The 23,349-nt window shown below is 71.9% G+C and carries 19 protein-coding genes; 13 read left to right on the top strand and 6 right to left on the bottom strand.

Going from position 1 to position 23,349, the window contains the following annotated elements; translation table 11 throughout:
- Window positions 1–49 precede the first annotated feature (49 nt).
- Complete coding sequence (locus tag ABT053_RS35240; RefSeq protein ID WP_350975157.1) at window positions 50–847, bottom strand: GNAT family N-acetyltransferase; 798 nt, start codon at window positions 845–847, stop codon at window positions 50–52.
- A 522-nt stretch (window positions 848–1,369) separates the two neighbouring features.
- Between ABT053_RS35240 and ABT053_RS35235 the strand changes: the two genes are divergently transcribed.
- The 5 genes from ABT053_RS35235 to ABT053_RS35215 all read left to right on the top strand — a co-directional run bounded on the left by ABT053_RS35235 (window position 1,370) and on the right by ABT053_RS35215 (window position 5,435).
- Complete coding sequence (locus ABT053_RS35235; RefSeq protein ID WP_350975156.1) at window positions 1,370–1,924, top strand: hypothetical protein; 555 nt, start codon at window positions 1,370–1,372, stop codon at window positions 1,922–1,924.
- A gap of 58 nt (window positions 1,925–1,982) precedes the next feature.
- A complete protein-coding gene (locus ABT053_RS35230; RefSeq protein ID WP_350975154.1) occupies window positions 1,983–2,402 on the top strand; it encodes a GNAT family N-acetyltransferase in 420 nt (139 codons plus the stop codon).
- Between the two features lie 386 nt (window positions 2,403–2,788).
- On the top strand, window positions 2,789–4,069 hold the full coding sequence (locus tag ABT053_RS35225; protein WP_350975152.1) for an Nramp family divalent metal transporter: 1,281 nt from the start codon (window positions 2,789–2,791) through the stop codon (window positions 4,067–4,069).
- Window positions 4,070–4,348: 279 nt separating this feature from the next.
- Window positions 4,349–4,729: a DUF302 domain-containing protein gene (locus tag ABT053_RS35220; RefSeq protein ID WP_350975150.1), complete on the top strand. Its 381-nt coding sequence runs from the start codon at window positions 4,349–4,351 to the stop codon at window positions 4,727–4,729.
- Between the two features lie 4 nt (window positions 4,730–4,733).
- A complete protein-coding gene (locus ABT053_RS35215; protein WP_350975148.1) occupies window positions 4,734–5,435 on the top strand; it encodes a hypothetical protein in 702 nt (233 codons plus the stop codon).
- An 8-nt stretch (window positions 5,436–5,443) separates the two neighbouring features.
- Here the strand turns inward: ABT053_RS35215 and ABT053_RS35210 are convergent, their stop codons facing one another.
- From ABT053_RS35210 to ABT053_RS35200, 3 genes are all read right to left on the bottom strand, one after another.
- Complete coding sequence (locus tag ABT053_RS35210) at window positions 5,444–6,511, bottom strand: ABC transporter permease (protein ID WP_350975146.1); 1,068 nt, start codon at window positions 6,509–6,511, stop codon at window positions 5,444–5,446.
- Window positions 6,501–7,523: an ABC transporter permease gene (locus tag ABT053_RS35205; protein WP_350975144.1), complete on the bottom strand. Its 1,023-nt coding sequence runs from the start codon at window positions 7,521–7,523 to the stop codon at window positions 6,501–6,503. Before ABT053_RS35205 ends, ABT053_RS35210 begins: the two co-directional genes overlap by 11 nt.
- 97 nt (window positions 7,524–7,620) lie before the next feature.
- Window positions 7,621–9,084, bottom strand: coding sequence for a sugar ABC transporter ATP-binding protein (locus ABT053_RS35200; RefSeq protein WP_350975194.1), 1,464 nt, complete (start codon window positions 9,082–9,084; stop codon window positions 7,621–7,623).
- 979 nt (window positions 9,085–10,063) lie between these two features.
- Here ABT053_RS35200 and ABT053_RS35195 point away from each other — a divergent pair.
- From ABT053_RS35195 to ABT053_RS35185, 3 genes are all read left to right on the top strand, one after another.
- The gene (locus tag ABT053_RS35195) at window positions 10,064–10,714 is read left to right on the top strand and encodes a lysophospholipid acyltransferase family protein (protein WP_350975143.1); all 651 of its coding nucleotides are present in this window, start codon (window positions 10,064–10,066) and stop codon (window positions 10,712–10,714) included.
- A 72-nt stretch (window positions 10,715–10,786) separates the two neighbouring features.
- Window positions 10,787–12,418, top strand: a complete 1,632-nt coding sequence (locus ABT053_RS35190; RefSeq protein WP_350975141.1) for a penicillin-binding transpeptidase domain-containing protein — start codon at window positions 10,787–10,789, stop codon at window positions 12,416–12,418.
- A gap of 433 nt (window positions 12,419–12,851) precedes the next feature.
- Complete coding sequence (locus ABT053_RS35185) at window positions 12,852–13,682, top strand: F0F1 ATP synthase subunit A (protein ID WP_350975139.1); 831 nt, start codon at window positions 12,852–12,854, stop codon at window positions 13,680–13,682.
- A gap of 126 nt (window positions 13,683–13,808) precedes the next feature.
- Here ABT053_RS35185 and ABT053_RS35180 read toward each other — a convergent pair whose 3' ends face one another.
- Window positions 13,809–14,096, bottom strand: a complete 288-nt coding sequence (locus ABT053_RS35180) for a DUF3040 domain-containing protein (RefSeq protein WP_350975138.1) — start codon at window positions 14,094–14,096, stop codon at window positions 13,809–13,811.
- A gap of 307 nt (window positions 14,097–14,403) precedes the next feature.
- Between ABT053_RS35180 and ABT053_RS35175 the strand changes: the two genes are divergently transcribed.
- Entirely contained in the window at window positions 14,404–14,856 is a 453-nt protein-coding gene (locus ABT053_RS35175) for a hypothetical protein (protein ID WP_350975136.1), read from the top strand.
- Window positions 14,857–15,173: 317 nt separating this feature from the next.
- Here the strand turns inward: ABT053_RS35175 and ABT053_RS35170 are convergent, their stop codons facing one another.
- Window positions 15,174–16,175 (bottom strand): aldo/keto reductase, encoded by a 1,002-nt coding sequence (locus tag ABT053_RS35170; RefSeq protein ID WP_350975134.1) that lies wholly within the window; start codon window positions 16,173–16,175, stop codon window positions 15,174–15,176.
- A gap of 159 nt (window positions 16,176–16,334) precedes the next feature.
- Between ABT053_RS35170 and ABT053_RS35165 the strand changes: the two genes are divergently transcribed.
- The 4 genes from ABT053_RS35165 (at window position 16,335) to ABT053_RS35150 (ending at window position 23,228) form a co-directional block, all read left to right on the top strand.
- On the top strand, window positions 16,335–17,201 hold the full coding sequence (locus tag ABT053_RS35165) for a helix-turn-helix transcriptional regulator (protein ID WP_350975132.1): 867 nt from the start codon (window positions 16,335–16,337) through the stop codon (window positions 17,199–17,201).
- A gap of 134 nt (window positions 17,202–17,335) precedes the next feature.
- Window positions 17,336–17,515 carry a hypothetical protein gene (locus tag ABT053_RS35160; RefSeq protein ID WP_350975131.1) on the top strand — a complete coding sequence of 60 codons (180 nt, stop codon included), beginning with the start codon at window positions 17,336–17,338 and terminating at the stop codon, window positions 17,513–17,515.
- 70 nt (window positions 17,516–17,585) lie between these two features.
- Window positions 17,586–20,897, top strand: coding sequence for a S41 family peptidase (locus tag ABT053_RS35155; protein WP_350975129.1), 3,312 nt, complete (start codon window positions 17,586–17,588; stop codon window positions 20,895–20,897).
- Between the two features lie 195 nt (window positions 20,898–21,092).
- A complete protein-coding gene (locus ABT053_RS35150; protein ID WP_350975127.1) occupies window positions 21,093–23,228 on the top strand; it encodes an ABC transporter ATP-binding protein in 2,136 nt (711 codons plus the stop codon).
- The last annotated feature ends 121 nt before the right edge of the window (window positions 23,229–23,349 follow it).

The following is a 23,349-nucleotide window of genomic DNA, read 5'->3' as shown; positions in this document are numbered from 1 at the left end:
CCTCCGCGACCGGCTCACCGAGCGCGTCGCGCCGCCCCCTCCCCGGTGATCAGAGCGTCGGCGGCACCCACACGTACGGCGTCGTCGTCGTGATCGCCTCCAGGCCCAGCCTGGCGAGGATCGGGCGGCTGGCGTCGGAGGCGTCCACCTGCACCAGGGGGAAACCCCGCGCCACCGCCAGCTCCGCCCGGTACGACACCATCGCCCGGTAGACGCCCCTGCCCCGCCACTCCTTCAGGGTCGAACCGCCCCACAGCGAGACGAAGTCGGTGCCCTCGTGGAAACGCGCCCACGCCGCGCACACCACCTGCCCGCCCGCCTCGGCGATCACCACCGCGCACGGGTCCCCCGGACCTGCGAGGTCGCGCTCCAGCATGCCGGGCAGCCAGCCGTGGTCCGCGTCCCAGACCGTCTCCTCCAGCTCGCGGATGCGCTCCAGGTCGTCCCGCCCCGCCGCCTCGCGCAGCCGCACCCCGGCGGGCGCCGCCTTGGCACCGGCCAGCTCACCGGCCTCGCCGACGAACACCGTCTCCCGTTCCCGCGGCTCGAACCCGGCCGCCACGAGCCGTTCGGGCAGGTCGGCGGGCAGGTCGTAGCCGTGGTACTTCCACTCGACCTCGCGCCCGACCCGGGTGAAGAAGTCTCGCTGGCGCGCGATGAAGGCGTCCAGCTCGGCGCCCGCCAGGCCGCCCAGGTTACGGTACGTCAGGAAGCCCTGGCCGTGGCCGTTCGACACGGTCCTCAGCAGCGGCCCGATCCGCTCGGCCGTACGGCCCGGCATCGGCCTGGCCCGGAGCTGCTCGTCATATGCCGCGAGGTAGGCGGAAGCCCGCGATGAGATGTCCATTGCGAACAGCCAATCACACACTCATCGCCTCCGACATGGCGTTATGGACCTAGACACGACCCGGAGTCTCCCGTCTCGCCCCGGCGCCTTTACAACGTAGATTCACAAGCGGCGGGCATGGTCCGCACAGCGCGCGAGCCGGGCGCACCCGTCTTCCCCTCCTCTCCTGTTCGTCCCCTCTCCGGTTCGTCCCCGGCGAGGCCGCGAGAGACCCCTGCCGTCCGGCCCGCGAGAGACTCCGCCCGTCCGGCCCGCGAGAGACCCTCGCCTGTCCGGTCCGCGGGAGGTCCCTGCCGGGCGTGATCCCGGCTCCCCGGCGGGGCGGCGCGGAAGCCCCCCGCCGCGCCACGCGCGACCGCCCCGGCAGACCCGTCGCGCTTGTCGAGCTTGTCGCGCTCGTCCCGAGCGGTGAGGTCTTCTCGGCACCTCGGCCGGGCTCTGATTCCGACACGTTCCACCGGGCGCGCCGTAACTGTCGGTGGCGACGCCTACTATGAGCCCCTCAAGGAGGGATAGCCGCTCATGGTTGACGCGCTGAGGGTTTCGTTGCTGGTCACGACCGATCTGCCACCCGATACCGACCTGAAGGAGTTCGGGCGGTTACTGGTCGACTCCGTGCTCACGCTCCAGCGGGGCGAGGTGACCTACCCGGCGCTCCTGCGCGGCGGGGTGTTCTGGCTGGACCGGCCACTGCCGCCGTCCGACGACGGGTCTTCCGGCACGGCGGCCGAGGAGCTGCGGTTCGCGGCGCTGCTGGGCCACCTGTCGGCCGCTCACCCCCCGGGTTCGGCGAAGGAGACGGTCGCCGACGCGGGCCGGGCGATCACCGCCGCCGTCGCCGCCCGGTACGGCGACCTGGGCAGCCCGCCCGCCGTGATGGCGATCCGCGGCGAGGACGTGCGCGAGCGCACCCCCCGGTCGGCCATCGCGGTGGGCTCGGAGACGGCGGAGCCCCTCCCCCGGACCGAGCCACTCCCCCGGGCCGAGCCGGAGCCCCTCCCCCGCGCCGAGCCCCTCCCCCGGGAGGAGCCGGAGCCCCTGCCCGAGCCGATGCCGTCCCTGGGCGCGTCCGCCTGACCGCCCGGGGCGGGGCCCTTCCGGCCCCCTCCCCCGGCGGGCTGATAACTTCCCGTCCGTGGACGTGAACATCCGGCACGGGCGGATCGAGGACGTCGAGGCGTTGCTCGCCTTCTGGCTGGTGGCCGCCGAGGGGACCGACAGGCACGACGATCCGGCCAAGGTGGTCGCGCTGCTCGAACGGGACTCCGAGGCCGTCCTCATCGCCGAGGTCGACGGGAGGATGGCCGGCACGCTGCTCGCGGGCTGGGACGGCTGGCGAGCCCACCTCTACCGGCTCGCCGTGGATCCCGCCCTCCGGAGGCGGGGAGTGGGGACCGCGCTGATCCGGGCGGCCGAGGAGCGCTTCGCGGCATTCGGCGCGTTCCGGGCCGACGCGATGGTGCTGCACGACAACGAGCAGGCCCACCACGCCTGGGGCGCCGCGGGCTACGCGCCACAGCCCCAGTGGTCCCGCTGGGTCAAGCCACTGGGATGACCGCCGGAGACCCGGTCCGAAGGGCTCCGGACCCGGGCGCTCCGGGTGGAGATCGACCGGCCCTTCCTCGACCATCGCCATTTATGCGACTTACCGCCTTTTGAGAATATAAGAGGTGGATTCCCGAGGCATGCTATTTATTTGCCCCGGCCAGACCTCGGCCGCTTGTCTTCATTCTTTGGCTGAGTAATCCTTGGTTTGCGGCACCGAGGCTGCGATATGCCGCCAATTCACATTTTCCGGTAATTCACTGGCCGACACGGGATTTCGCGCGGTCTCGCACTGCCGAAGCGGAGCTCGCGGGGCTCGTGGAGCCCGACGCCCGCTCGCCGGTGAACGCCCGCCGAACACAGGTGACGGCGGGCACGACGCGCCGGGAGGCACGGATGAACGACGACGACACGCTGACCCTGCCCCCGCCCGCTCAACTGTCCCGGACTCCCGCGCGGCCGGGCGGTTCGCGGGCGGCTCCGATCCTGGGACCGGCGTTCGTCGCGGCGATCGCGTACGTGGATCCCGGCAACGTGGCCACCAACCTGACCGCCGGGGCGACGTCGGGCTACCTGCTCGTGTGGGTGGTCGTGCTGGCCAGCCTCGTCGCGCTCCTCGTGCAGTTCCAGGCGGCGAAGCTCGGCATGGCGACCGGCAAGAGCCTGCCCCGGCTGTGCCGGGAGCGTTTCTCCCGCCGCGGCAGCCTCCTGCTGTGGCTCCAGGCCGAGGTGGTCGTCCTGGCCACGGATCTGGCCGAGTTCGTCGGCGCGGCCATCGGGATGCAGTTGCTCTTCGGGATGCCGCCCGCGGTGTCGGCGGTGGTCACCGCGGTGGTGGCGCTGCTCATGCTGCAGCTGCGGCGGCACGGCCGGACGCGCCGGTTCGAGCTCGTCAGCGCCGCGAGCCTCCTGCTCGTCGGCGCGGGTGTCGTCTACGACGTCGTCGCGGTGGGCCGTCAGTCCGTCACCGAGCTGGCCGGCGGGCTGATCCCCCGCCTGGACGGCGGCGGCTCGCTGATCCTCGCCATGGGGATCGTCGGCGCCACCGTGATGCCGCACGCCATCTACCTGCACTCCGCGCTGGTGCAGGGACGGGGATGGCCGGACGGCGCGGCGTGGCGGCGGCCCGCGCTCGTCCGCCGGGCGCTGCGGATCGACTGCCTGCTCGGGCTCGGCACCGCCACGGTCGTCAACGTGTCGATGATCGCCCTCGGCGCCGGGCTGGGAACGGCCGCGGGCGGGTCCTGGACCGGTGACCTGTTCGCCGCCCACGAGGAGCTGCTGAACCGGGTCGGCGGTGCCGCCGCCCTCGCGTTCGCCGTCATGCTCCTGTCGTCGGGAGTCTCGTCCTGCGGGGTGGGCACCCTGGCGGGAGACGTGGTGATGCGGGGCTTCCTGAACCTCCGGGTGCCGATCCAGCTGCGGCGCGTCGTCACGATGACACCGGCCGTCCTCGCCCTGGTGCTCGGCGCGCCGCTGACCGGCCTGCTGATCGTGAGCCAGGTGGTCATCTCGCTCGGCGTGCCCGTCGCGCTGTTCCTGCTCGTCCACTTCTGCCGCGACCGGTCGGTGATGGGCCCCCTGGTCAACGATCCGCTGACCACGCGGATCGCGGCCTGCGCGGGCGCCGCGGTCGCCCTCCTCGGATGCTGCCTGCCGCTGACCTTCCTCTTCTGAGAATTCCGGGGATTCCGGGGATTCCGGGGATTCCGGGGATTCCGGGAACTCTGGAAACTCCGAGGATTCTGGAAACTCCGAAGATTTCAAACGAAGAATCCCGCCCTGTTCCGAAAAGCCCCGGCCGCGGGTTCCGGCGACGGAACCCGGCCTCACGCGCGACACCGCGTTTCCCGTCGTCCCCGTCCCCGTCGTCCCTGCCCGTTCCCGCCCGTCCCCGTCCGTTCCACCAGGTCCGGCAGGGCCGGAGCGCGGGGCTCCTCGCACCGGAGGTACCCGATGAACACCGTCACCCGCGTCTCGACCGGTTCCGTCGCCGAGACGCTCGACCGGCTCGAAGAACTGATCGCGGGCAGGGGGCTGACGCTCTTCACCGTCGTCGAGCACGACGTGGCCGCCGAGGAGGCCGGGCTGAGCATGCGGCCCACCAAGCTGGTGATCTTCGGCGACCCCGCGACGGGCACCCCGCTGATGGTCGCCGCGCCGCTGCTCGCCCTCGACCTGCCCCTGAAGATCCTCGTCTGGCAGGACGAGTCCGGCCGTACCCTGGTCAGCCACGGCGACGTCGCCGAGCTCCAGGAGCGGCACGGCCTCACCGAGGAGCAGGTGGCGCCGCTGCGCGGGGTCGCGCTCCTCGCCTCCGCGGCGAGCGGCTCCTGACGGCGTGAACGCCAGGCAGCGATCGGAGCGGCGCGGGCACCCGGGCGAGCCCCGCCTCCCCGCCGCGTGCGCGGTCGTGGTCGCCGCGGCGCTGTACGCGGCACTGCCGGGCAAGCTCATCGTCGGCCCGCGATTCGTCATCCCCGCGCTGGAACTGCTGCTGCTGGTGCCCCTGATAGCGATCAACCCCCGGCGGATGGTCCGGGAGAACCTGCTGATGAGGCGGCTGTCCATCGCCCTCGTCCTGGTCATCGCGGTGACCAACGGGGCGTCGCTGGTCCTGCTCATCATCGAGCTGGTGTCCGGGGAGGTCAGGGAGGGCAAGCAGCTGCTGATCGCCGCCGGGCAGGTGTGGGTGACCAACATCATCATCTTCGGGCTGGCCTTCTGGGAGCTCGACCGGGGCGGACCCGTGCGGCGCACCCAGGCGAGGGGCGGCACCCTGCCGGTGGCCGACTTCCGCTTCCCCCAGGACGAGGACCACGACGCCATCTCCGAGGTGGCCGCCCGGTCGTCGGCGAGGTCGGGGTGGACCCCCGGCTTCGCCGACTACCTCTACGTGTCGGTGACGAACTCCTCCGCGTTCAGCCCCACCGACACCATGCCGCTGTCGGTACGGGCGAAGCTCCTGATGGCCGTGGAGTCGGTGTCGGCGCTCATCCTCTCGGTGCTGGTCATCTCACGAGGTGTCGGCCTGCTGAGGTGACGCCTCTCTCACGAGGTGTCGGCCCGCTGAGGTGACGCCTCCCGTACGGCCCTGGCGTGCCTGCGCCGCGCCACCGCGGTGACGAGACGCGGGGTGATCACCGAGATGATCAGGAGCAGCCCGGTGACGATCGACTGGATCTCGGTCGCCACGTCGTTGAGCATGAGCAGGTTGCGCAGCAGGCCGATGAGCAGCACCCCGGCGATCACTCCGCCGAGGGTGCCCCTGCCCCCGTCGAAGTCGACGCCGCCGAGGAGCACCGCGGCGATGACGGCCAGTTCCAGCCCGATGCCGTTGTCGGCGCGGGCGCTGCCGTACCGCAGGGTGAAGATCACTCCGGCGAAGGCGGCGACGGTGCCCGAGAGCACGAACAGGATCAGCTTGATCCGCCTGACCCGGATTCCGGCGAACCGCGCCGCCTCCTCCTGCGCGCCGATCGCGAACAGCGAGCGGCCGAAGCCGGTGGCGTGCAGCACCACGGCGGTGACCGCGGCCAGCAGGACGAACAGCGCCACCGGGTACGGGATCGGCGTCCCCGGCACGTCGCCCACCGCCAGCTCCGTGAACTGCGCGGGGAACTCCGCGATCGCCCTGTCGCCCAGCACCACGTAGGCGAGGCCGCGGTAGAGCGCGAGCGTGCCGATGGTGACGGCGAGCGAGGGCAGCCCCAGCCGGGTCACCAGGAGGCCGTTGACCAGCCCGCACACCGCGCCCACCACGACCACCAGCGGGATGATCGTCTCGATCGCCCAGCCCGCGTCCCAGAGCGAGCCGACCAGCGCGCTGGACAGGCCCAGCACCGACGCCACCGACAGGTCCACCTCGGCGGCCACCACCAGCATGGTCATGGCCAGCGCGATGAGCGCGATCTCCCCCAGGTCGCCGAGCGCGAACGACAGGTTGCCGACACTGGCGAACCCGGGGGATCCGGCCGAGCCGCCGATGAAGACGAGCACCAGCAGCAGGCCGACGAACACGTCCCAGCGCAGCAGGCGGCCGAGCGAGCCGCGTCCCGGCCCGCCGGCGGGCGGCGCGGTCGCCGCCTCGGGCTTCGCGGTCGTCACGTCAGGAGCCATGTCGGGAGTTCCTCCTCCGCAGTACCCGCGCGACCCGCAGCGCGAGCAGCCGGTCGACGCTGATCGCCAGGAGCAGCAGCGCCCCGGTGATGGCCTGCTGCCAGAACGGGTTGACCTTGAGCACGACCAGCGCGCTGGTGATGGTGGTGAGCAGCAGCGCGCCGAGCGCCGCGCCGTACACGGTGCCGACGCCGCCGGTGATCGCGACCCCGCCGACCACGACGGCGCTGACCACCTGGAGTTCCCAGCCGTTGGCCGCGTCGGCGACCACGGTGCCGAACCGCGACAGCCAGAGCACCCCGGCCAGGCCCGCGAGCGCGCCGCTGAAGAGGTAGGCCCCCATCACGCGCCGCCGTACCGGCACGCCCGCCAGGCTCGCGGCCTCCGGGCTGGAGCCGATGGCGTAGAAGTCGCGGCCCGAGGCGTAGGAGCGCAGGTAGTAGCCGACGGCCAGCATCACCACGACGGCGATGATCGGCAGGTACGGCACCCCGAGCACCGAGCCGTTGCCCAGGGACAGCAGCGCCGGGGGCAGGTCGACGGCGTTGATCTGCCGCCCGTGGGCGATGTAGTGGTCGACGCCCTGGATCACGTACAGCGTGCCGAGGGTCACCACCAGGGCCGGTACCCGGCCGAAGCTGACCAGCAGGCCGTTGACCATGCCGCAGAGCGCGCCGATCGCGACGCCCAGCACGACCGCGAAGACGATGCCCCTGCCGTGGTCGGCGGAGAGGAGGTCGCCGACGGTGAAGGCCACCAGGCCGACGACCGAGCCGGCGGACAGGTCGATGTTGCGGGTGATGACGACGACGGACTGGCCGACGGCGAGCAGCACCAGGATGGAGGCGTTGAGGAAGATGTCGGTCAGGCCCTGCCCGGACAGGAAGTTGCCGTTGGTGCTCGCGGTCACCGCGACCAGGACGGCGAGCGCCGCCACGATGCTCAGCTCGCGGGCCCGGAACACCAGGTCCACCAGGCCGCGGGCGCTCCGCCCGGCGGTGACGGCGCTCATGCGCCCTCCTCAGCCGGTCGCACGCCCTGGACGTACCCCCCGGCGCGCCCGGTCGCGCCCGTGCTCCGCCGTCCTCGGAGGCTCTCGTTCCGCCCGATCACGAGGCCCTCCCCGTCGCCGCCGACATGACACTCTCCTCCGTGGCCCGCTCGCGCGGGATCTCGGCGACGAGCCGCCCCTCCTGCATGACCAGGACCCGGTCGGCCATGCCGAGCACCTCGGGCAGGTCGGAGGAGATCATCAGTACGGCGAGTCCGTCGGCGGCCAGCTGGGACAGCAGCCGGTGCACCTCGGCCTTGGTGCCCACGTCGATGCCCCGGGTGGGCTCGTCGACGATGAGCACGTCGGGTTCGGTGGAGAGCCACTTGCCCAGCACGACCTTCTGCTGGTTGCCGCCGGAGAGCACGTTGACCGTGTCCGACAGCCGGTTGAACTTGAGCTGGAGCCGGATCGCCCAGTCGCGGGCCCGGTCGCGCTCGGCGGCGCGGGAGATCACCGGGCCGCGGCGCAGCGCCCGCAGGCCGGTGATCCCGATGTTGCGCTCGATGGAGTGGTCCATCACCAGGCCCTGCTGGCGCCGGTCCTCGGGGACGAGGGCGAGGCCCGCGGACATGGCGGCGGTCGGGGACGCGGCGGGCAGCCGCCTCCCGTTCACCTCGACGGTCCCGGCGTCCCAGCGGTCCACGCCGAAGATCGCGCGGGCGACCTCGCTGCGTCCCGCCCCGACCAGCCCGGCGAGGGCCACGATCTCGCCGCGCCGTACCTCGAAGGAGACGTCGGTGAACACGCCCTCCCGGGTGAGCCGCCCGACCTTGAGCGCCACCTCGCCGACCTCGGTCTCCTGCTTGGGGTAGAGGGTGCCGAGGTCTCGGCCGACCATCCGGCGGATCAGGTGCTCGTGCGTCAGGCCCTCGACCGGCTCACCGGCGATCCAGGCGCCGTCGCGCAGCGTGGTGACCCGCTGGCAGAGTTCGAAGATCTCGTCCAGGCGGTGCGAGATGAACAGGACCGCGCACCCCTGCTCGCGCAGCGTCCTGACCACGTTGAACAGCCGGGTCACCTCGTTGCCCGACAGCGCCGCGGTGGGCTCGTCCATGATCAGCACCCGCGCGTCCCGCGACAGCGCCTTGGCGATCTCGACGAGCTGCTGGTCGGCGATGGACAGGCCGCGGGCCGGCTGCTCGGGGTCGAGGGCGACGCCGAGCCCGGCGAACAGCTCCGCGGCGCGGGCGCGCATGGCCCCGCGGTCGATCCGGCCGAGCGTGCTCCTGGGCTGGCGGCCGATGAAGATGTTCTCGGCGACCGACAGGTCGGGGAACATCGTGGGCTCCTGGTAGATCACCGCCACCCCCGCCCGCTGGGCGTCGGCGGGGGTGGCGAACTCCACCGGCTCGCCGTCGAGCAGGACCCGCCCGGTGTCCGGGCGGTGCACCCCCGCCAGGATCTTCACCAGGGTGGACTTGCCCGCGCCGTTCTCCCCGGCGAGCGCGTGCGCCTCTCCCGCGTACAGGTCGAGGGAGACGTCGCGCAGCGCCTGTACGGCGCCGAACGCCTTGCTCACCCCGGCCAGCGCCAGGACCGGAGGGGGCTCGCCGGAGGGCGGCCGGAGCGGCGCCTCTCCCTCGTCCGGTACGGTCACCGCACCCCACCTCTTTCGTGGCCTAAAAACGTTTTAGTAGAATGAGCGGACGCTAATCCCGGCCGTCTCCCTTGTCAATGGGGGGTGAAAGCCTCGTTTCCAATGCGTTACGCCATCTCGCAGGTGGGGCGGGACCGAGCCGGGGGCCGTCCTCGGAGAAGGTCTCGCCTGGATCGAGTAACACGTTTTAATCAAGCCTCGGGCACTGGGGCGGTCGTGACGGCCGTGACGGCCGTGACGGCCCGGGAGGTCACGGGCACCCTGGTCCCCCTCCCCCGGACGCATGCCTCCCGGCGCCGTGGCCCGCGATCTCGCTTTTACAGCGCCGGCCCCGGTCTCGCGTTCGCGATGTCGGCTCCGGCCTCGTCCTCGCACGCCGCGTCGGGCTCCCCCGCATGCTCCACCCCCGTCCGTCAGGCCCGGCGACCCCGCCGGGCCGGTGTCCGTGGCATCGGCCGGCGGTTCTCCGAGAGTATCCGCGGGGGTCGTGACCTGGGGATCTCCCGGTCAGGCGGCCCCGTCGGACACGCCGGTGACCTCAAATCGGAATAACCAGCGGCAGACGTCCGTTAGAGTGATCGTGCCGATGTGGTTTGTGTCCCCCGGGCCGCAAATTACCGCCTTCACGGAATACCGTTCGGCTGGAGCCGTGTTGTGCCTCTCGCCGAGGAGGCGACCGCCACATCGGCACCAAACGTCACGCCCCGCGAGCCCCTCAGGCCCGCGGGGCGTTTCTTTTCCTCCGTGACCGGTGGGGTTTTTCACCGGACTCGCCCCGGAAAAGAGCGGTGGCGATGGAGGAGGCCTACAAACCTGAGGGCTCTCCTTGTGCGGGTGCGTACAACCGCCGCCCGCCGGGCCACCACCTAGTGTTGGGTAACCCGTCTCATGAGGAGAGTCCGTGCTCTATCGCCTGACCAAGATCGTCGGCGGCCCGATCCTGCACCTGCTCTGGCCGACCTCGGTCACCGGGCACGAGCACGTTCCCGTCACGGGTCCGGCCATCATGGCCTCCAACCACCTGTCGGTCCTCGACTCGACCTTCCTGCCGCTGGTGCTCAAGCGCCAGGTGCGCTTCGTCGCCAAGTCCGAATACTTCACCGGCAACCCCGTCACCGCGATGTGGATGCGCGCCACCGGCCAGATCAGCATCGACCGGCAGAGCCCCACCTCGGCCCAGGACATGCTCGACGCGGCGGCGGAGGTGCTCAGGAAGGGCGAGCTGTTCGGCATCTACCCGGAGGGCACCCGCTCCCCCGACGGCCGCCTCTACCGGGGCAAGGTCGGCGTCGCCTGGCTGGCCCTGGCCACCGGCGCGCCGGTGATCCCGGTGGCGATGGAGGGCACCGGCGAGGTGCTCCCGATCGGGGCCACGAGGCCCAGGCTCGGCCGGGTGAGCGTACGCATCGGCAAGCCGATGACCTTCAGCGGCTCGGAGACGAGCGCGCGCGACCGGCGCAGCGTGACCGACGAGATCATGTTCGCGATCCAGGAGCTGTCCGGCCAGGAGTACGTGACGAGCTACGCCCCCAGTCGCACACAGGCCAAATGATCATTTGTCAGCATATGTCGCGTTAGTCACGCTAGGCTGCGGCCCTGGGGAAAAGAGAACTGGGGGGTTCGGGTGGCACGGGGCAAGACGATCGCGATCACATCGGCAGCCGTCGTCCTGGTGGCGGGGGCCGCCGGGGGCGGCGCCTGGTGGTACCTGCACACCAGGGGGACCCCTCAGGAGACCGCGCAGCGGTTCGTCAGCGCCTGGCAGAGCGGCAACCTGGCGGGCATGCGCGCCGAGCTGGGGACACCGGACCCGGCGTTCCCCGCGGCGTACGACAACATGCGCAAGGCCCTCGCGGTGGAGGGCACGACGGTGCGGCTCGACGGGGTGCGCGAGACCGGGGACGGCACGGGGCAGGCCTCCTACACCGCCACGCTCAAGCTCAAGGACGTCGGCGAGTGGAGTTACTCCGGCGACGTCGACCTCGCGGTCGTCGACCGGCACTGGCGGGTCAAGTGGTCGCCCAAGGCCGTCCACCCCGACCTCACCGCGACCACCGCCTTCGCGCTGAAGACGAAGTGGCCCGAGCGGGCCGCGATCACCTCGGCCGACGGCGACCGCATCGACGGCGCCGACGTGGGCGGCTCGGTGCAGCAGCTCGTCGGCTACCTGGAGAAGGCCACGGCGAAGAGCGTCGCGAAGCTGGGCGTGCCCTACAAGGTGGGTGACGCGGTCGGCGCGAGCGGGTTGCAGCACACCTTCCAGGAGCGCCTGGCCGGCACCCCCGACACCGAGATCGAGCTCGTCGGCCCGGACAAGAAGACGGTCAAGACGCTCGGCACGGTCGAGGGCAAGACCGGCGAGGCCCTGGAGACCACCCTGGACATGCGGGTCCAGCGGGCCGCGGTCGAGGCCGTCCGCGACCTGAAGAAGACCGCCGCCCTGGTCGCGATCAGGCCCTCGTCCGGCGAGATCCTCGCGGTGGTGAACAACCAGGGCGGCTTCAACCGGGCCCTGGACGGCAACTACCCTCCCGGCTCGACCTTCAAGGCGGTCACCGCCGTGGGGCTGCTGGCGGAGGGGATGAGCCCCGGCGACCGGGTCACCTGTCCCAAGGACGTCACGGTCGGCGGCCTGCCGATCCGCAACTCCCACCACGCCGCCTACGGCTCGGTGTCGCTGTCCGACTCGTTCGCCTACTCCTGCAACACCACCTTCGCCCCGCTGACCAAGGAACGGCTGAGCGCCGACAAGCTGCTGAGCACCGCGGAGCTGTTCGGTTTCAACAAGCCGCTCGACATCGGCGTCACGGCCGCCAAGGGCAGCTTCCCCAGGGCCGAGAGCGACGCGGAGCTGGCCGCGGAGTCGTTCGGCCAGGGACGGATCACCGCCAGCCCGCTGATGATGGCCTCGGTCGCCGCCGCGCTGGCCGACGGCACCTGGCGCCCGCCGACCCTGGTCCCCTCGATCGAGCAGAAGACGCAGCCGCAGGCCCTCCCCGAGGCCGTCATGTCGAACATGCACCGGATGATGTCCGCGGTCGTCACCAAGGGCACCGCCAAGGACGCGGGCCTGCCCGCGGGGACCCGCGGCAAGACGGGGACCGCCGAGTACGGCGGGCAGGACGACCTGAAGACCCACGCCTGGTTCATCGGCTTCCGCGGCGAGGTGGCCTTCGCGGTGATCGTCGAGGAGGGCTCGGGCGGCGGCGCGGTCGCCGCCCCGGTCGCCGCCGACTTCCTGCGCGCCCTCGGCTGACGACGCCTCCGGGGGTGGCGCTTCGACCAGCGGCGCTTTCGACCGACGGCACCTTTCCCTGACGGCCCCTTTCCCTGACGGCCCCTTTCTCGGAACAGCGTTCTCGGCCGACGATTTTCTGGGCTGACGCTGTCCTCCCCGGACATCGCTCCCGGCTGACAGCGCTCTCAGTCGGCGACGCCCTCGGCCGACGCGCTCTTCCCGGGAGGGCAGGGGTTCCTCCCGGAGTGACTCGCGAGAGAGCCTCGGGGGCGGTGCCGAAGCGTCACCCCTTCGCCTCGAAGTTGATCTTTACCTGCGAGGTATTGTCGCGTTCGCGGGGTCATGTGAAAGCCTTCACAAAGTATCCCCCTGCCGTTGGGACCGCCTCATGACGATCCTGATCACCTCATCACCCGAATCACTCACATCGGCCGCGACGCTCGCATCGGCCATGTCGACAGCGTCGGCCGCTTCACCCGGGCCGGTCGCGTCGGTCGCGTCACCCGGGTCGCCCGGCTCGCCCGGGTTCCAGGCGCCCGGCCTGGAGCTGTTCGACTTCCCCCCGCTGTGGGCGGGCGCGCCGTACTGGCTGACCAAACCGATCCTGATGGCCGTCCTGGCCGCGGCCCTGGTCTGCGGTGTCTGCTGGGCGGCCTTCGCCAATCCCAAGGTCGTGCCGCGCGGCCTGCAGAACGTGGTCGAGCTGGGCTACGTGTTCGTCCGCGACCACGCGGCCCGCCCGTTTCTCGGCAAGGACACCGACCGGTGGATGGGACTGCTGCTCAGCGTCTTCTTCCTGGTCTGGATCTGGAACCTGATGGGCGTGGTCCCGCTCGTCCAGCTCCCCGTCTCCTCGTTCCTGGCCTTCCCCGCGGTGATCGCCGTGAGCGTCTACGTCCTGAAGCTCTATCTCGGCGTCACGCGGTACGGCGTCGCGGGCTATGTCCGCGGACTGATCCCGCGCGGGCTGCCCGCCCTGGCGTACGTGCTGGTCATCCCGCTGGAGCTGCTCTACACCTTCGTGACCTCGCTGTTCGCGCACATGCTGCGGCTGGCCGCCAACATGTTCGCGGGCCATCTCATCCTGGCGTTCTTCAGCATGGTCGGCTTCTGGTTCCTGTTCGAGCATCCCACCGTGCTGGGCGTGCCGGTCGGGGTGGCCGGTGTGCTGATGGCGATCCTCATCACGGCCCTGGAGATGTTCGTCCAGTTTCTGCAGGCGTTCCTGTTCACGCTGCTGACCGCGATGTTCATCGGCAACGCGCTCAACCCCGAGCACTGACCGGCACGCCGCCACCCCGCACGCCCGGTATGACCGGCACCGGGCCCCGGGGCACCCCGGCCGTGCCGGATCCCCACACGCCCCGCACCTTGGCGAACGCGGTGCGGGGTGACGTGGCGACCGCGCTCACAGCGGGAGAGCGGCGACCGCCTCGTGACGCAGGACCATGACGAGAAGCGTGATGATCAGTGTCGCGATCAGCAACCAGCTGAACGTGATGATGACCGTGGAGCGGCGGAGACGTCTGGAGGACCGCCCTCGCCCCTTCGTGTTGCCACGCCCGCGGGCGCCGCCCTCCTTGCGCTGGACACGCTCGTTGAACGACTCCAGCCGCGCGGCGAGTCGTGGATCCTCGTCGATGAGGTGGCGCTCGATCTGCAGCAGCATGCGCTCCTCGTCTTGCGACCAGGCCATGCATCACCTCCCCGGAACGCAAGCCGTGTGCCGACGTTCTGCCCAATCGTGAAGATCATTATCCTTTCCGAGGGCTTCGATTTACCTCTTCTTTTCACGGACGCAATCCGAGCACGCGATCATGCCCTCGCACGGGGGCCGGTGCGGCTCCGGCGCGGTGTCGGGCGATTCCCAGCCTTCTCCGCGATCTCGACATTCCACCGCCCCGGACCTTCCCTTTCGTACCGCCCCGGAGGCCGGGAGCACTGGCGGCGACACATCGTCAAGCCCTCTTGACGTCAAGCCCGCTTGACGAAAAGCTGGGGGCATGTTCACGCCAGACAGCCTCGAAGGCGACTTCACACTCCTGACCGCCGCCGCCCGCTACGACGAGCTCCGCGTGCGCGACGCCCTGGCTCCGGCGGCGGGCGACGCCACCGGCGGGGAGCATCCCGACGACCCCGACGACCCCGACGACCCCGCCGATCCCGAGGTGCCGTCCCTCACCCGCGACGAGGCCCTGGAGCTCCTCGCGCTCGGGGAGGTGGTCGCGCGCAAGGCGGGCTACGGGCGCCAGCTCGCCGTACGGTCCGCGCGGGCCGTGGGTGCGTCGTGGTCGCAGATCGGCGCGGCCCTGGGCACGAGCAAGCAGGCCGCGTGGGAGGCGCACGGCCGATGGATCGACGACCAGGCCGAGCAGCGCCGGCACAGCGGCTACGAGGGCATGAGCGAGCGCGACGCGGCGGCCGCGCGGGCTCTCGCGGGAGACCTCGAAGGCTGAGACCCCGAGGACGAGAGCCTTAGAGCCTCGAGGGCGAGAATCCCGAAGGCGAGAACCCCGGAGACAAGGGGGCATGAAGGTGACAGATCCGGGCGCGGGTGCGCGCCCAGGTCCGGAACCAGGCCCAGGCCCGGGTGCCGAAACAGGCCCAGGTCCGGAGACAGGCCCGAGTCCGGAGACAGGCTCAGGTCCCGAAAGGAGACAGGCTCAGGTCCCGAAACAGACCAGGGTCCGGAGACAGGCCCGAGTCCGGAGAGAGGCCAGGTTCGCCACCGGATGCGGGAACCGGCGGTGCCCCGTCGCGGGGCGCGGGAGGACTACTTCTCGCTGTCCATGCCGGCGAGCAGGAAGTCCGCGTAGCGACCGCCGGAGGCCGCTCCGTCCGGGATCGCCTCCTCGATCCTGGCGAGGTCGTCCGCGCCCAGCGTGACGCCGGTCGCGCCGAGGGACTCGGCCAGCCGCTCGCGGTCGCGCGCGCCGACCAGGGGGACGATGTCGTCGCCCCGGGAGGCCACCCAGGCGATGGCGACCTGGGCGACCGTGGCGCCGACGGTCGCGGCCACACCACGCAGGGCGTCCACGAGCCTGAGGTTGGCCTCCAGGTTCTCGCCCTGGAAACGGGGGCTGATGGTGCGGAAGTCGTGCGTGGTGAGCTCGCGCTCCGGGCTCCAGTGGCCGGACAGCAGTCCGCGCGAGAGCACGCCGTACGCGGTGACGCCGACGCCCAGCTCGCGGGCGGCAGGCAGGATGGCCTCCTCGATCCCGCGCGACAGCAGCGAGTACTCGATCTGCAGGTCGCCGATGGGGTGGGTGGCCGCCGCCCGGCGCAGGGTCTCGGCACCGACCTCCGACAGGCCGATGTGGCGGACGTACCCGGCCTCGACCATCTCGGCGATGGCGCCGACGGTCTCCTCGACAGGGATGTCCGGGGTGACGCGGGCGGGGCGGTAGATGTCGATGTGGTCGGTGCCCAGCCTGCGCAGGGTGTAGGCCAGGCGGTCCTTGACCGCCGCCGCACCGACGTCGGCCCCCGTGAGCGTGAAGCCCCCGGCCGGGTCGCGCCGCGCGCCGAACTTGACGCTGATCACGACGTCCTCGCGGGAACGCTCCTTGAGCGCCCTGCCGATGAGGAGCTCGTTGTGGCCAATGCCGTAGAAATCGGCCGTGTCGATCAGGTTCACCCCGGCGTCGAGGGCCGCGTGGATGGTGGCGACGCTCTCGGTCTCGTCCGCCGGGCCGTACAGGTCCGACATTCCCATGGCGCCCAGGCCGATCGCGGAGACGGTGGGGCCGGTCCTGCCGAGCGTGCGAGTCTGCATTGTTCTTCCCTCGTCGTTCCGGGCGCCGACTGGCCGGCGCCGCGTTCCGAGCGTGCCGCCCCGGCCCGCGCGCTGGAAGAGACGGCTCGTCCCCGGGACCGGCCATCATGGGATCGGCGCTCCCTGGATGCGCGACGCGGGCGCGGGCACACTGTCCCCATGGACAGGGCCATGGACAGGGAGCAGCTGGCCGACTTCCTGCGCCGCCGCCGCGAGACCCTGCGGCCGGGTGACGTCGGCCTCCCCATGGGGACGCGCAGGCGGGCACCCGGGCTGCGCAGGGAGGAGGTCGCGGCGCTCGCGCAGATGTCGACCGACTACTACAACCGGCTGGAACAGCGGCGGGCGCCGCAACCGTCCCAGCAGATCGTGACCTCGCTGGCGCGGGCGCTGCGGCTGACGACCGACGAACGCGACCACCTGTTCCGCCTGGCCGGGCACGTCGCCCCGCCCCGGCACGCGCCGTCCGACCACGTCAGCCCCGGGCTGCTCCGGATCCTGGACCGCCTCGACGACACCCCGGCCCAGGTGATCACCGACCTCGGCGAGGTCCTCAGCCAGAACCGCCTCGCGATCGCGCTGCTGGGAGACCACACCCGCTTCACCGGCCCGGCGCGCAGCTTCGTCTGGCGGTGGTTCACCGACGCCTCGGCCAGGGCCGTCTACCCGCCCGCCGACCACGACCAGCAGAGCCGGGTGCTCGTCGCCGACCTGCGTTCCGCGGTCGTACGCCGCGGCCGGGATCCCCGGGCGGACGCCATGATCTCCTCCCTGCGCTCGTCCAGCGCGGAGTTCGCGGCGCTGTGGGACGCGCACGAGGTCGCCGTGCGCAGGAGCGACCACAAGCGGATCGTCCATCCCCTGCTCGGCGTCATCGAGCTCGACTGCCAGATCCTCGTGGCGGAGAACGAGGCGCAGCGGCTGCTCATCTTCACCGCCCCGGTGGGCAGCGAGGGCGCGCAGCAGCTGGAGCTGCTCTCGGTGGTCGGGGCGCAGGGCTTCGGCGTGCCGACCGACACCCCCTAGGTTCACCGCGCCGACCGGTCACAATATGTGTCCAATCCGCCACGGATCGTGGATGACTGAAGCCAGCAAAGGGTATTAAACCTCTTTGAATGCCTAATCAACGGCATCGTCCATCAAGTACAACGGGGGAAACCATGACGGACTCCAAGGACACCAAGGATTCCAAGAACAAGGCCGCGAAGGCCTCCGGGAAGAGCAAGAAGGCCGCGATCAAGGCGACACGGTCGGCCAAGGAGGCGAAGAAACAGTCCGGGCAGCCCGAGGCCAGGGTGCCGGAGACGGGACCCGCCCACCAGGGCGGGCGGCCCATTTAGCCGCCGAGGGCGTGAAATCATGATCGGGTGACCGGGCCGAAACCCGGTCACCCGATCATGGAGTGACACGATGCCCGCCTACCTGCGATTTCCCACGATCTTCGGGGACATTGTCGTCTTCGCCGCCGAGGACGACCTGTGGATGGTCACCGCCGGCGGCGGGCGGGCCTTCCGGCTCACCGCCGGGGTGGCCGAGGCGGGATACCCCCGCTTCTCCCCCGACGGCGACCTGCTCGCCTTCGTCGGCCGCGAGGAGGGGCCGGAGGAGGTCTACGTGATGCCCGCCGACGGCGGCGCGGCGCAGCGGGTGACCTACCACGGGGCGCGCTCCAGCGTCACCGGCTGGGACCCCCGAGGCGGCATCGTCTACGCCAGCGACCAGGGCCAGCCCTTCGACGGCCGCAACTGGCTGCACCGGGTGGAGCCCGGCGGGGTGCCCGAGCGCCTGCCGTACGGCCCGGCCAACACCATCTCGTACGGCCCGCGGATCGTGCTCGGCCGCAACACCGCCGACCCCGCCCGCTGGAAGCGCTACCGGGGCGGCACCATGGGCGACCTGTGGATCGAGACCGGCGAGGACGGGCGGTTCCGGCGGCTCACCGCGCTGCCCGGCAACCTCGCGTCGCCCTGCTGGACCGGCGACCGGGTCTACTTCATCTCCGACCACGAGGGGGTCGGAAACGTCTACTCCTGCGACGCTGACGGCGGCGACCTGCTCAGGCATTCCGACCACGCCGACTACTACGCCCGCAACCTGTCGGGCGACGGCCGCAGGCTGGTCTACCACGCCGGGGCCGAGCTGTACCTGGTGGAGGACGGGGAGTCACGCCCGATCGAGGTGCGGCTGCGCAGTTCGCGCACCCAGCGCAACCGCCGGTTCGCCCCGGCCGAGGACTTCCTGGAGAGCGCGACCCTCAGTCCCGACGGCGTCGGCCTGGCCGTCACCACCCGGGGCAAGGCGTTCTCCTTCGCCACCTGGGAGGGTCCGGTGCGCCAGCACGGGGCGCTGTACGGGGTGCGGTACCGGCTGCTGAACTGGCTCAACGACGGTGAGCGGCTGGTGGCCGCGGCCAGCGACGAGGGCGACCGCGAGGTGCTGACGGTGCTCACCGCCGACGGCGGCACCGAGCCCGCCAGGCTCGACCACCTCGACACCGGCCGCGCCATCGAGCTGGAGGTCTCCCCCACGGCCGACCTGGTCGCGGTGGCCAACCACCGCAACGAGCTGATCCTGGTCGACCTCGCGCCCGGCGACGCGCCCGACGGCGCGTCCGGCGAGGTCCCCGGCCGTGTCTCCGGCCGTACGGGTGAGGAGGGGCGGGCGCGGGGCCGGGTGATCGACTCCAGCAGGTTCGGCGCGATCGAGGACCTGGCCTGGTCCCCCGACGGCCGCTGGCTGGCGTACGCCTGCCGCGACACCGCGCAGACGACGGCGGTGAAGCTGTGCCGGGTCGAGACGGGCGAGACGTTCCTCGCCACCCGGCCGGTGCTGTGGGACGCCCGCCCGGCCTTCGACCCGGGCGGCGACTACCTGTACTTCATCGGCCGGCGCGTCTTCAACCCGGTCTACGACGAGCTCCACTTCGACCTGGGCTTCCCCCTGGGCTCCCGCCCCTACGCGATCGCGCTCCGCGCCGACGTCGCCTCGCCCTTCGTCCCCGTGCCCCGGCCGCTCGGGGACGACGATGACGATGACGACGGTGACGGCGGCGGTGACGGTGACGGTGACGACGGCGAGAACGAGGGCGAGGACGACGGGCCGCCCGAGGTGGTCATCGACCTGGACGGCATCCAGGACCGGGTCGTCGTCTTCCCCGTCCCCGAGGGACGCTACGACGCCATCGCCGGGATCAAGGGCAAGGCCGTCTACCTGACCTTCCCCGTCGAGGGCAGCCTGGGCGACGACTACGCCGACTCCTCCGACGGCACCCTGCACGTCTACGACTTCGCCAAGCAGAAGCAGGAGACCCTGGTCGGGGACGTGTCGGAGTTCGCGCTCGGCCGCGACGGGACCACGCTGCTCTACCAGTCGGGCAAGCGGCTGCGGATGGTCAAGGCGGGCGAGGAGCCCGAGGACGACGACGCCCCCGGCCGTACGAGCGGGTGGGTGGACCTGTCCAGGGTGAAGGTGTCCATCCGGCCCGAGGCGGAGTGGCGGCAGATGTTCAGGGAGGCCTGGCGGCTGCAGCGGGAGAACTTCTGGACCGAGGACATGGCCGGGCTCGACTGGAACGGCGTCTACCGGCGCTACCTGCCGCTGGTCGACCGGGTCACCACCCGGGGCGAGTTCTCCGACCTGCTGTGGGAGCTGCTCGGCGAGCTGGGCACCTCGCACGCCTACGAGAGCGGCGGCGCCTACCGGTCCAGGCCGCACTACCGGCAGGGCAAGCTGGGCGTCGACTGGGCCTTCGCGGACGGCGTCTACCGGATCGCGAGGATCGTCGGCGGCGACCGGTGGGACCCCGAGGCGACCTCGCCGCTCAACCGCCTCGGGGTGGACGTACGGCCGGGTGACGCGGTGCTCGCCGTGAACGGCCAGCCCGTCGGCGCGGAGGCGAGCCCGGACGAGCTGCTGGTCAACCAGGCCGACCAGGAGGTGCAGCTGACGATCCGGCGCGGGGACGACAGGCGGACCGTCACCGTGCGGGCCATCGGCGACGAGCAGCCGGGCCGCTACCGCGACTGGGTGGAGTCCAACCGGGCCCGCTGCCACGAGCTTGGCGGCGGCCGGATCGGCTACCTGCACATCCCGGACATGGGCCCGGAGGGCTACGCCGAGTTCCACCGGGGCTTCCTCGCCGAGTACGACCGCGAGGCCCTCGTGGTGGACGTCCGCTTCAACGGCGGCGGCCACGTGTCGGCGCTGCTGCTGGAGAAGCTGGCCCGGCGCCGCCTGGGCTACGACTTCCCGCGCTGGGGCGTGCCCGAGCCCTACCCAGACGAGTCGCCGCGCGGGCCGATGGTGGCCATCACGAACGAGTGGGCGGGCTCCGACGGCGACATCTTCAGCCACACCTTCAAGCTGCTGCGCCTGGGTCCCCTGATCGGCAAGCGCACCTGGGGCGGGGTGATCGGCATCTGGCCCCGGCACCACCTGGCCGACGGCACGGTCACCACCCAGCCGGAGTTCTCCTTCGCCTTCGACGACGTGGGCTGGCGGGTGGAGAACTACGGCACCGACCCCGACATCGAGGTCGACATCACCCCGCAGGACTACGCGGCGGGGGTGGACACCCAGCTGGACCGGGCGATCGAGGCCGCCAAGGAACGCCTGGTCCTCCAGCCGCCGCACACCCCCAACGCGGCGGCCAGGCCCCGGCTCGTGGTGCCACGCCTGCCGCCCCGCCAGTTTCCCCTCGGGTTCCCGCCCCCTTCCACGTGATCTTCTGAGTGTCTTTGCGGCGGTACGGGGTGCCGGTGGGCCGGGTGGGCGGCTCGGATCAAAATCGGTTGCCCTCGCGGGTGGGCCTCTGCTGGACTTCTGGCGACTGCCGATCGATCGAGGAGAAGGAAATGCGCAGAGCGTTCATGTCCCCCCAGCAGGTAATTCTCACCCACCCAAAGGACATGACGCTTAGTGAGAACACCCACCCCGAGGACTCCGGCACGCGGAGACGCCGCTAGGAGGGGCCTGGCCGGAAGGCTGCTCCGCACCGCCCGGGTCACCGGCGAGACCGGCGCCTCCGCCCGGAGTTCCGCCCGTGACGCCTCCGCCCGCGGCTCCATCCGTGACACCTCCACGCGCGGCTCCACCCATGGCACCTCCACGCGCGGCTCCGCCCGGCGCGCCGTCCTGCGCCACCTCCGCCCCGGACGCCGCTCCGCCGTGGCCCTCGCCGCCGCCATCGCCGCCGCGACGGCGCTGCCGCTCGCGGCGCCCCAGATCACCCGCCGCTTCGTCGACGACGCGATCGGCGGGGCGGGCACCCGGCACCTCACGCTGATCGCCCTCGGCTACCTCGTGCTCGCCGTCGCCGGGCAGGCCGCCCGCATGGTCACCGCCTGGCTCGCGAGCCGTCTCGCCTGGGACGGCACGAACCGTCTCCGGGAGCGGCTCGCCGAGCACGCCCTCGGCCTCGACATGGCCTACCACGGCCGCCGGACGCCCGGCGAGATGATCGAACGGGTGGACGGCGACGTGGTCGCGGTGGCCGAGTTCGTCGTCGCCTTCCTGCTGGACGTCGTGGCCGGTCTCCTGCTCCTCGCCGGGGTGGTCGTCGTCGTGTTCACCGTCGACGCGCGGCTCGGCGGCGTGCTGCTGGCGTACTGCGTGCTGGTCGGGTTCGGCATGGCTCGCGCGCAGCGGCTCGCCGTGCCGTCGGCCACCCGTTCGCGGGTGGAGATGGCGGCGCTCCTCGGCGGTCTGGAGGAACGGCTCGCCGGGGTGGAGGACATCCGGGCCAACGGCGCCGGGGAGCACTCCGTGAACCGCTTCCACCGGGCCTCCGCGACCCTGTACCGCGCGGAGTTCCGCGACGCGCGGATCGGGACCGGCATCCTCGCGGGGACGACGGTGGCGTTCGCGGCCGGTACGGCGATCGTGCTCGGCCTCGCCGCCTGGACCCGGGAGTCCGGGACGCTCACGGTCGGCACCGCCGTGCTGCTCTTCCAGTACACGCAGATGGTGCGCGCCCCGTTCGAGCGGCTGATCGACCAGCTGAGGCAGTACCAGTCGGCGCTGGCCGGCATCGCGCGCATCGGCGACCTGCTGGCCGAGCGGCGCACGCTCCCCGCGCCCGCCGACCCGCTCCCGCTGCCAGCCTCCGGACCGCTCGGCCTGCGTCTCGAGGGCGTGGGTTTCGCGTACGCCGACGACGACGAGCCGGTCCTGTCGGACGTCACGATCACGCTGGCGCCGGGCGAGACGCTCGGCCTGGTGGGCCGTACGGGCAGCGGCAAGACGACCGTCGCCCGGATGGTGCTGCGCCTGTACGACCCGACCGAGGGCACCGTCCGGGTCGGCGGGCTGGACCTGCGGGACGTCGATCCCGCGTCGATACGCGGGCGGATGTGCGTGGTCACCCAGGACGTGCAGCTCTTCGCGGCCAGCGTCAGGGACAACCTCACCCTCTTCAGGCCACTCGCCGACGACGACCGGCTGCGCGCCGTCCTCGCCGGTGTCGGCCTCGGCGACTGGCTCGCCTCCCTGCCCTACGGGCTCGACACCCAGCTGGGCGGCGGTTCGGGAAGCGGCCCGGGGCTCGATCCAAGGCCCGATCCGGGGCCCGGCCCGGGGAGCGATCCGAGGCCCGATCCCGGGGGCGATCCGAGCCCCGCCCCGGAGAGCGGCCCGGGAGGTGGTCCGGGCGAGGGTCCGGGGAGCGGCCTGGAAGGTGGTCCGGGAGGAGGGCCGGGGAACGGCCCGGGAGGCGGTTCGGGAGGAGGGCCGGGGAGCGGGGTCTCGGCCGGGGAGGCCCAGCTGCTCGCGTTCGCGCGGGCGTTCCTGGCCGACCCCGGGCTCGTCGTGCTGGACGAGGCGTCCAGCCGCCTCGATCCGGCCACCGAACGACACGTCGAGGAGAGCGTCGACCGGCTGCTCACCGGCCGGACCGGCGTGCTCATCGCGCACCGGCTCTCCTCCCTGTCCCGGGTGGACAAGATCGCCGTCATCGACCGGGGCAGGGTCGTCGAGTACGGCCGCCGCGAGGATCTCGTCGCGGACCCACGAAGCCGCTACGCCCGGATGCTGGACATCGCGGGGGTGGCCCGATGAGGCCCGCGACACCGGACACCTCGGCTGGGCCGACGAGGTCCACGAATCTGAACACCTCGGAAACTTCGACGAGGCCGGACGCCCCAAGGAATCCGACGAGGCCCACGACGCCGGACACCTC

Source organism: Streptosporangium sp. NPDC002524 (genome assembly GCF_040295985.1).
Taxonomy (GTDB): Bacteria; Actinomycetota; Actinomycetes; order Streptosporangiales; family Streptosporangiaceae; genus Streptosporangium.
Note: the sequence above shows the minus strand (reverse complement) of the source record. Positions and strands in the feature narration are given on the sequence as shown.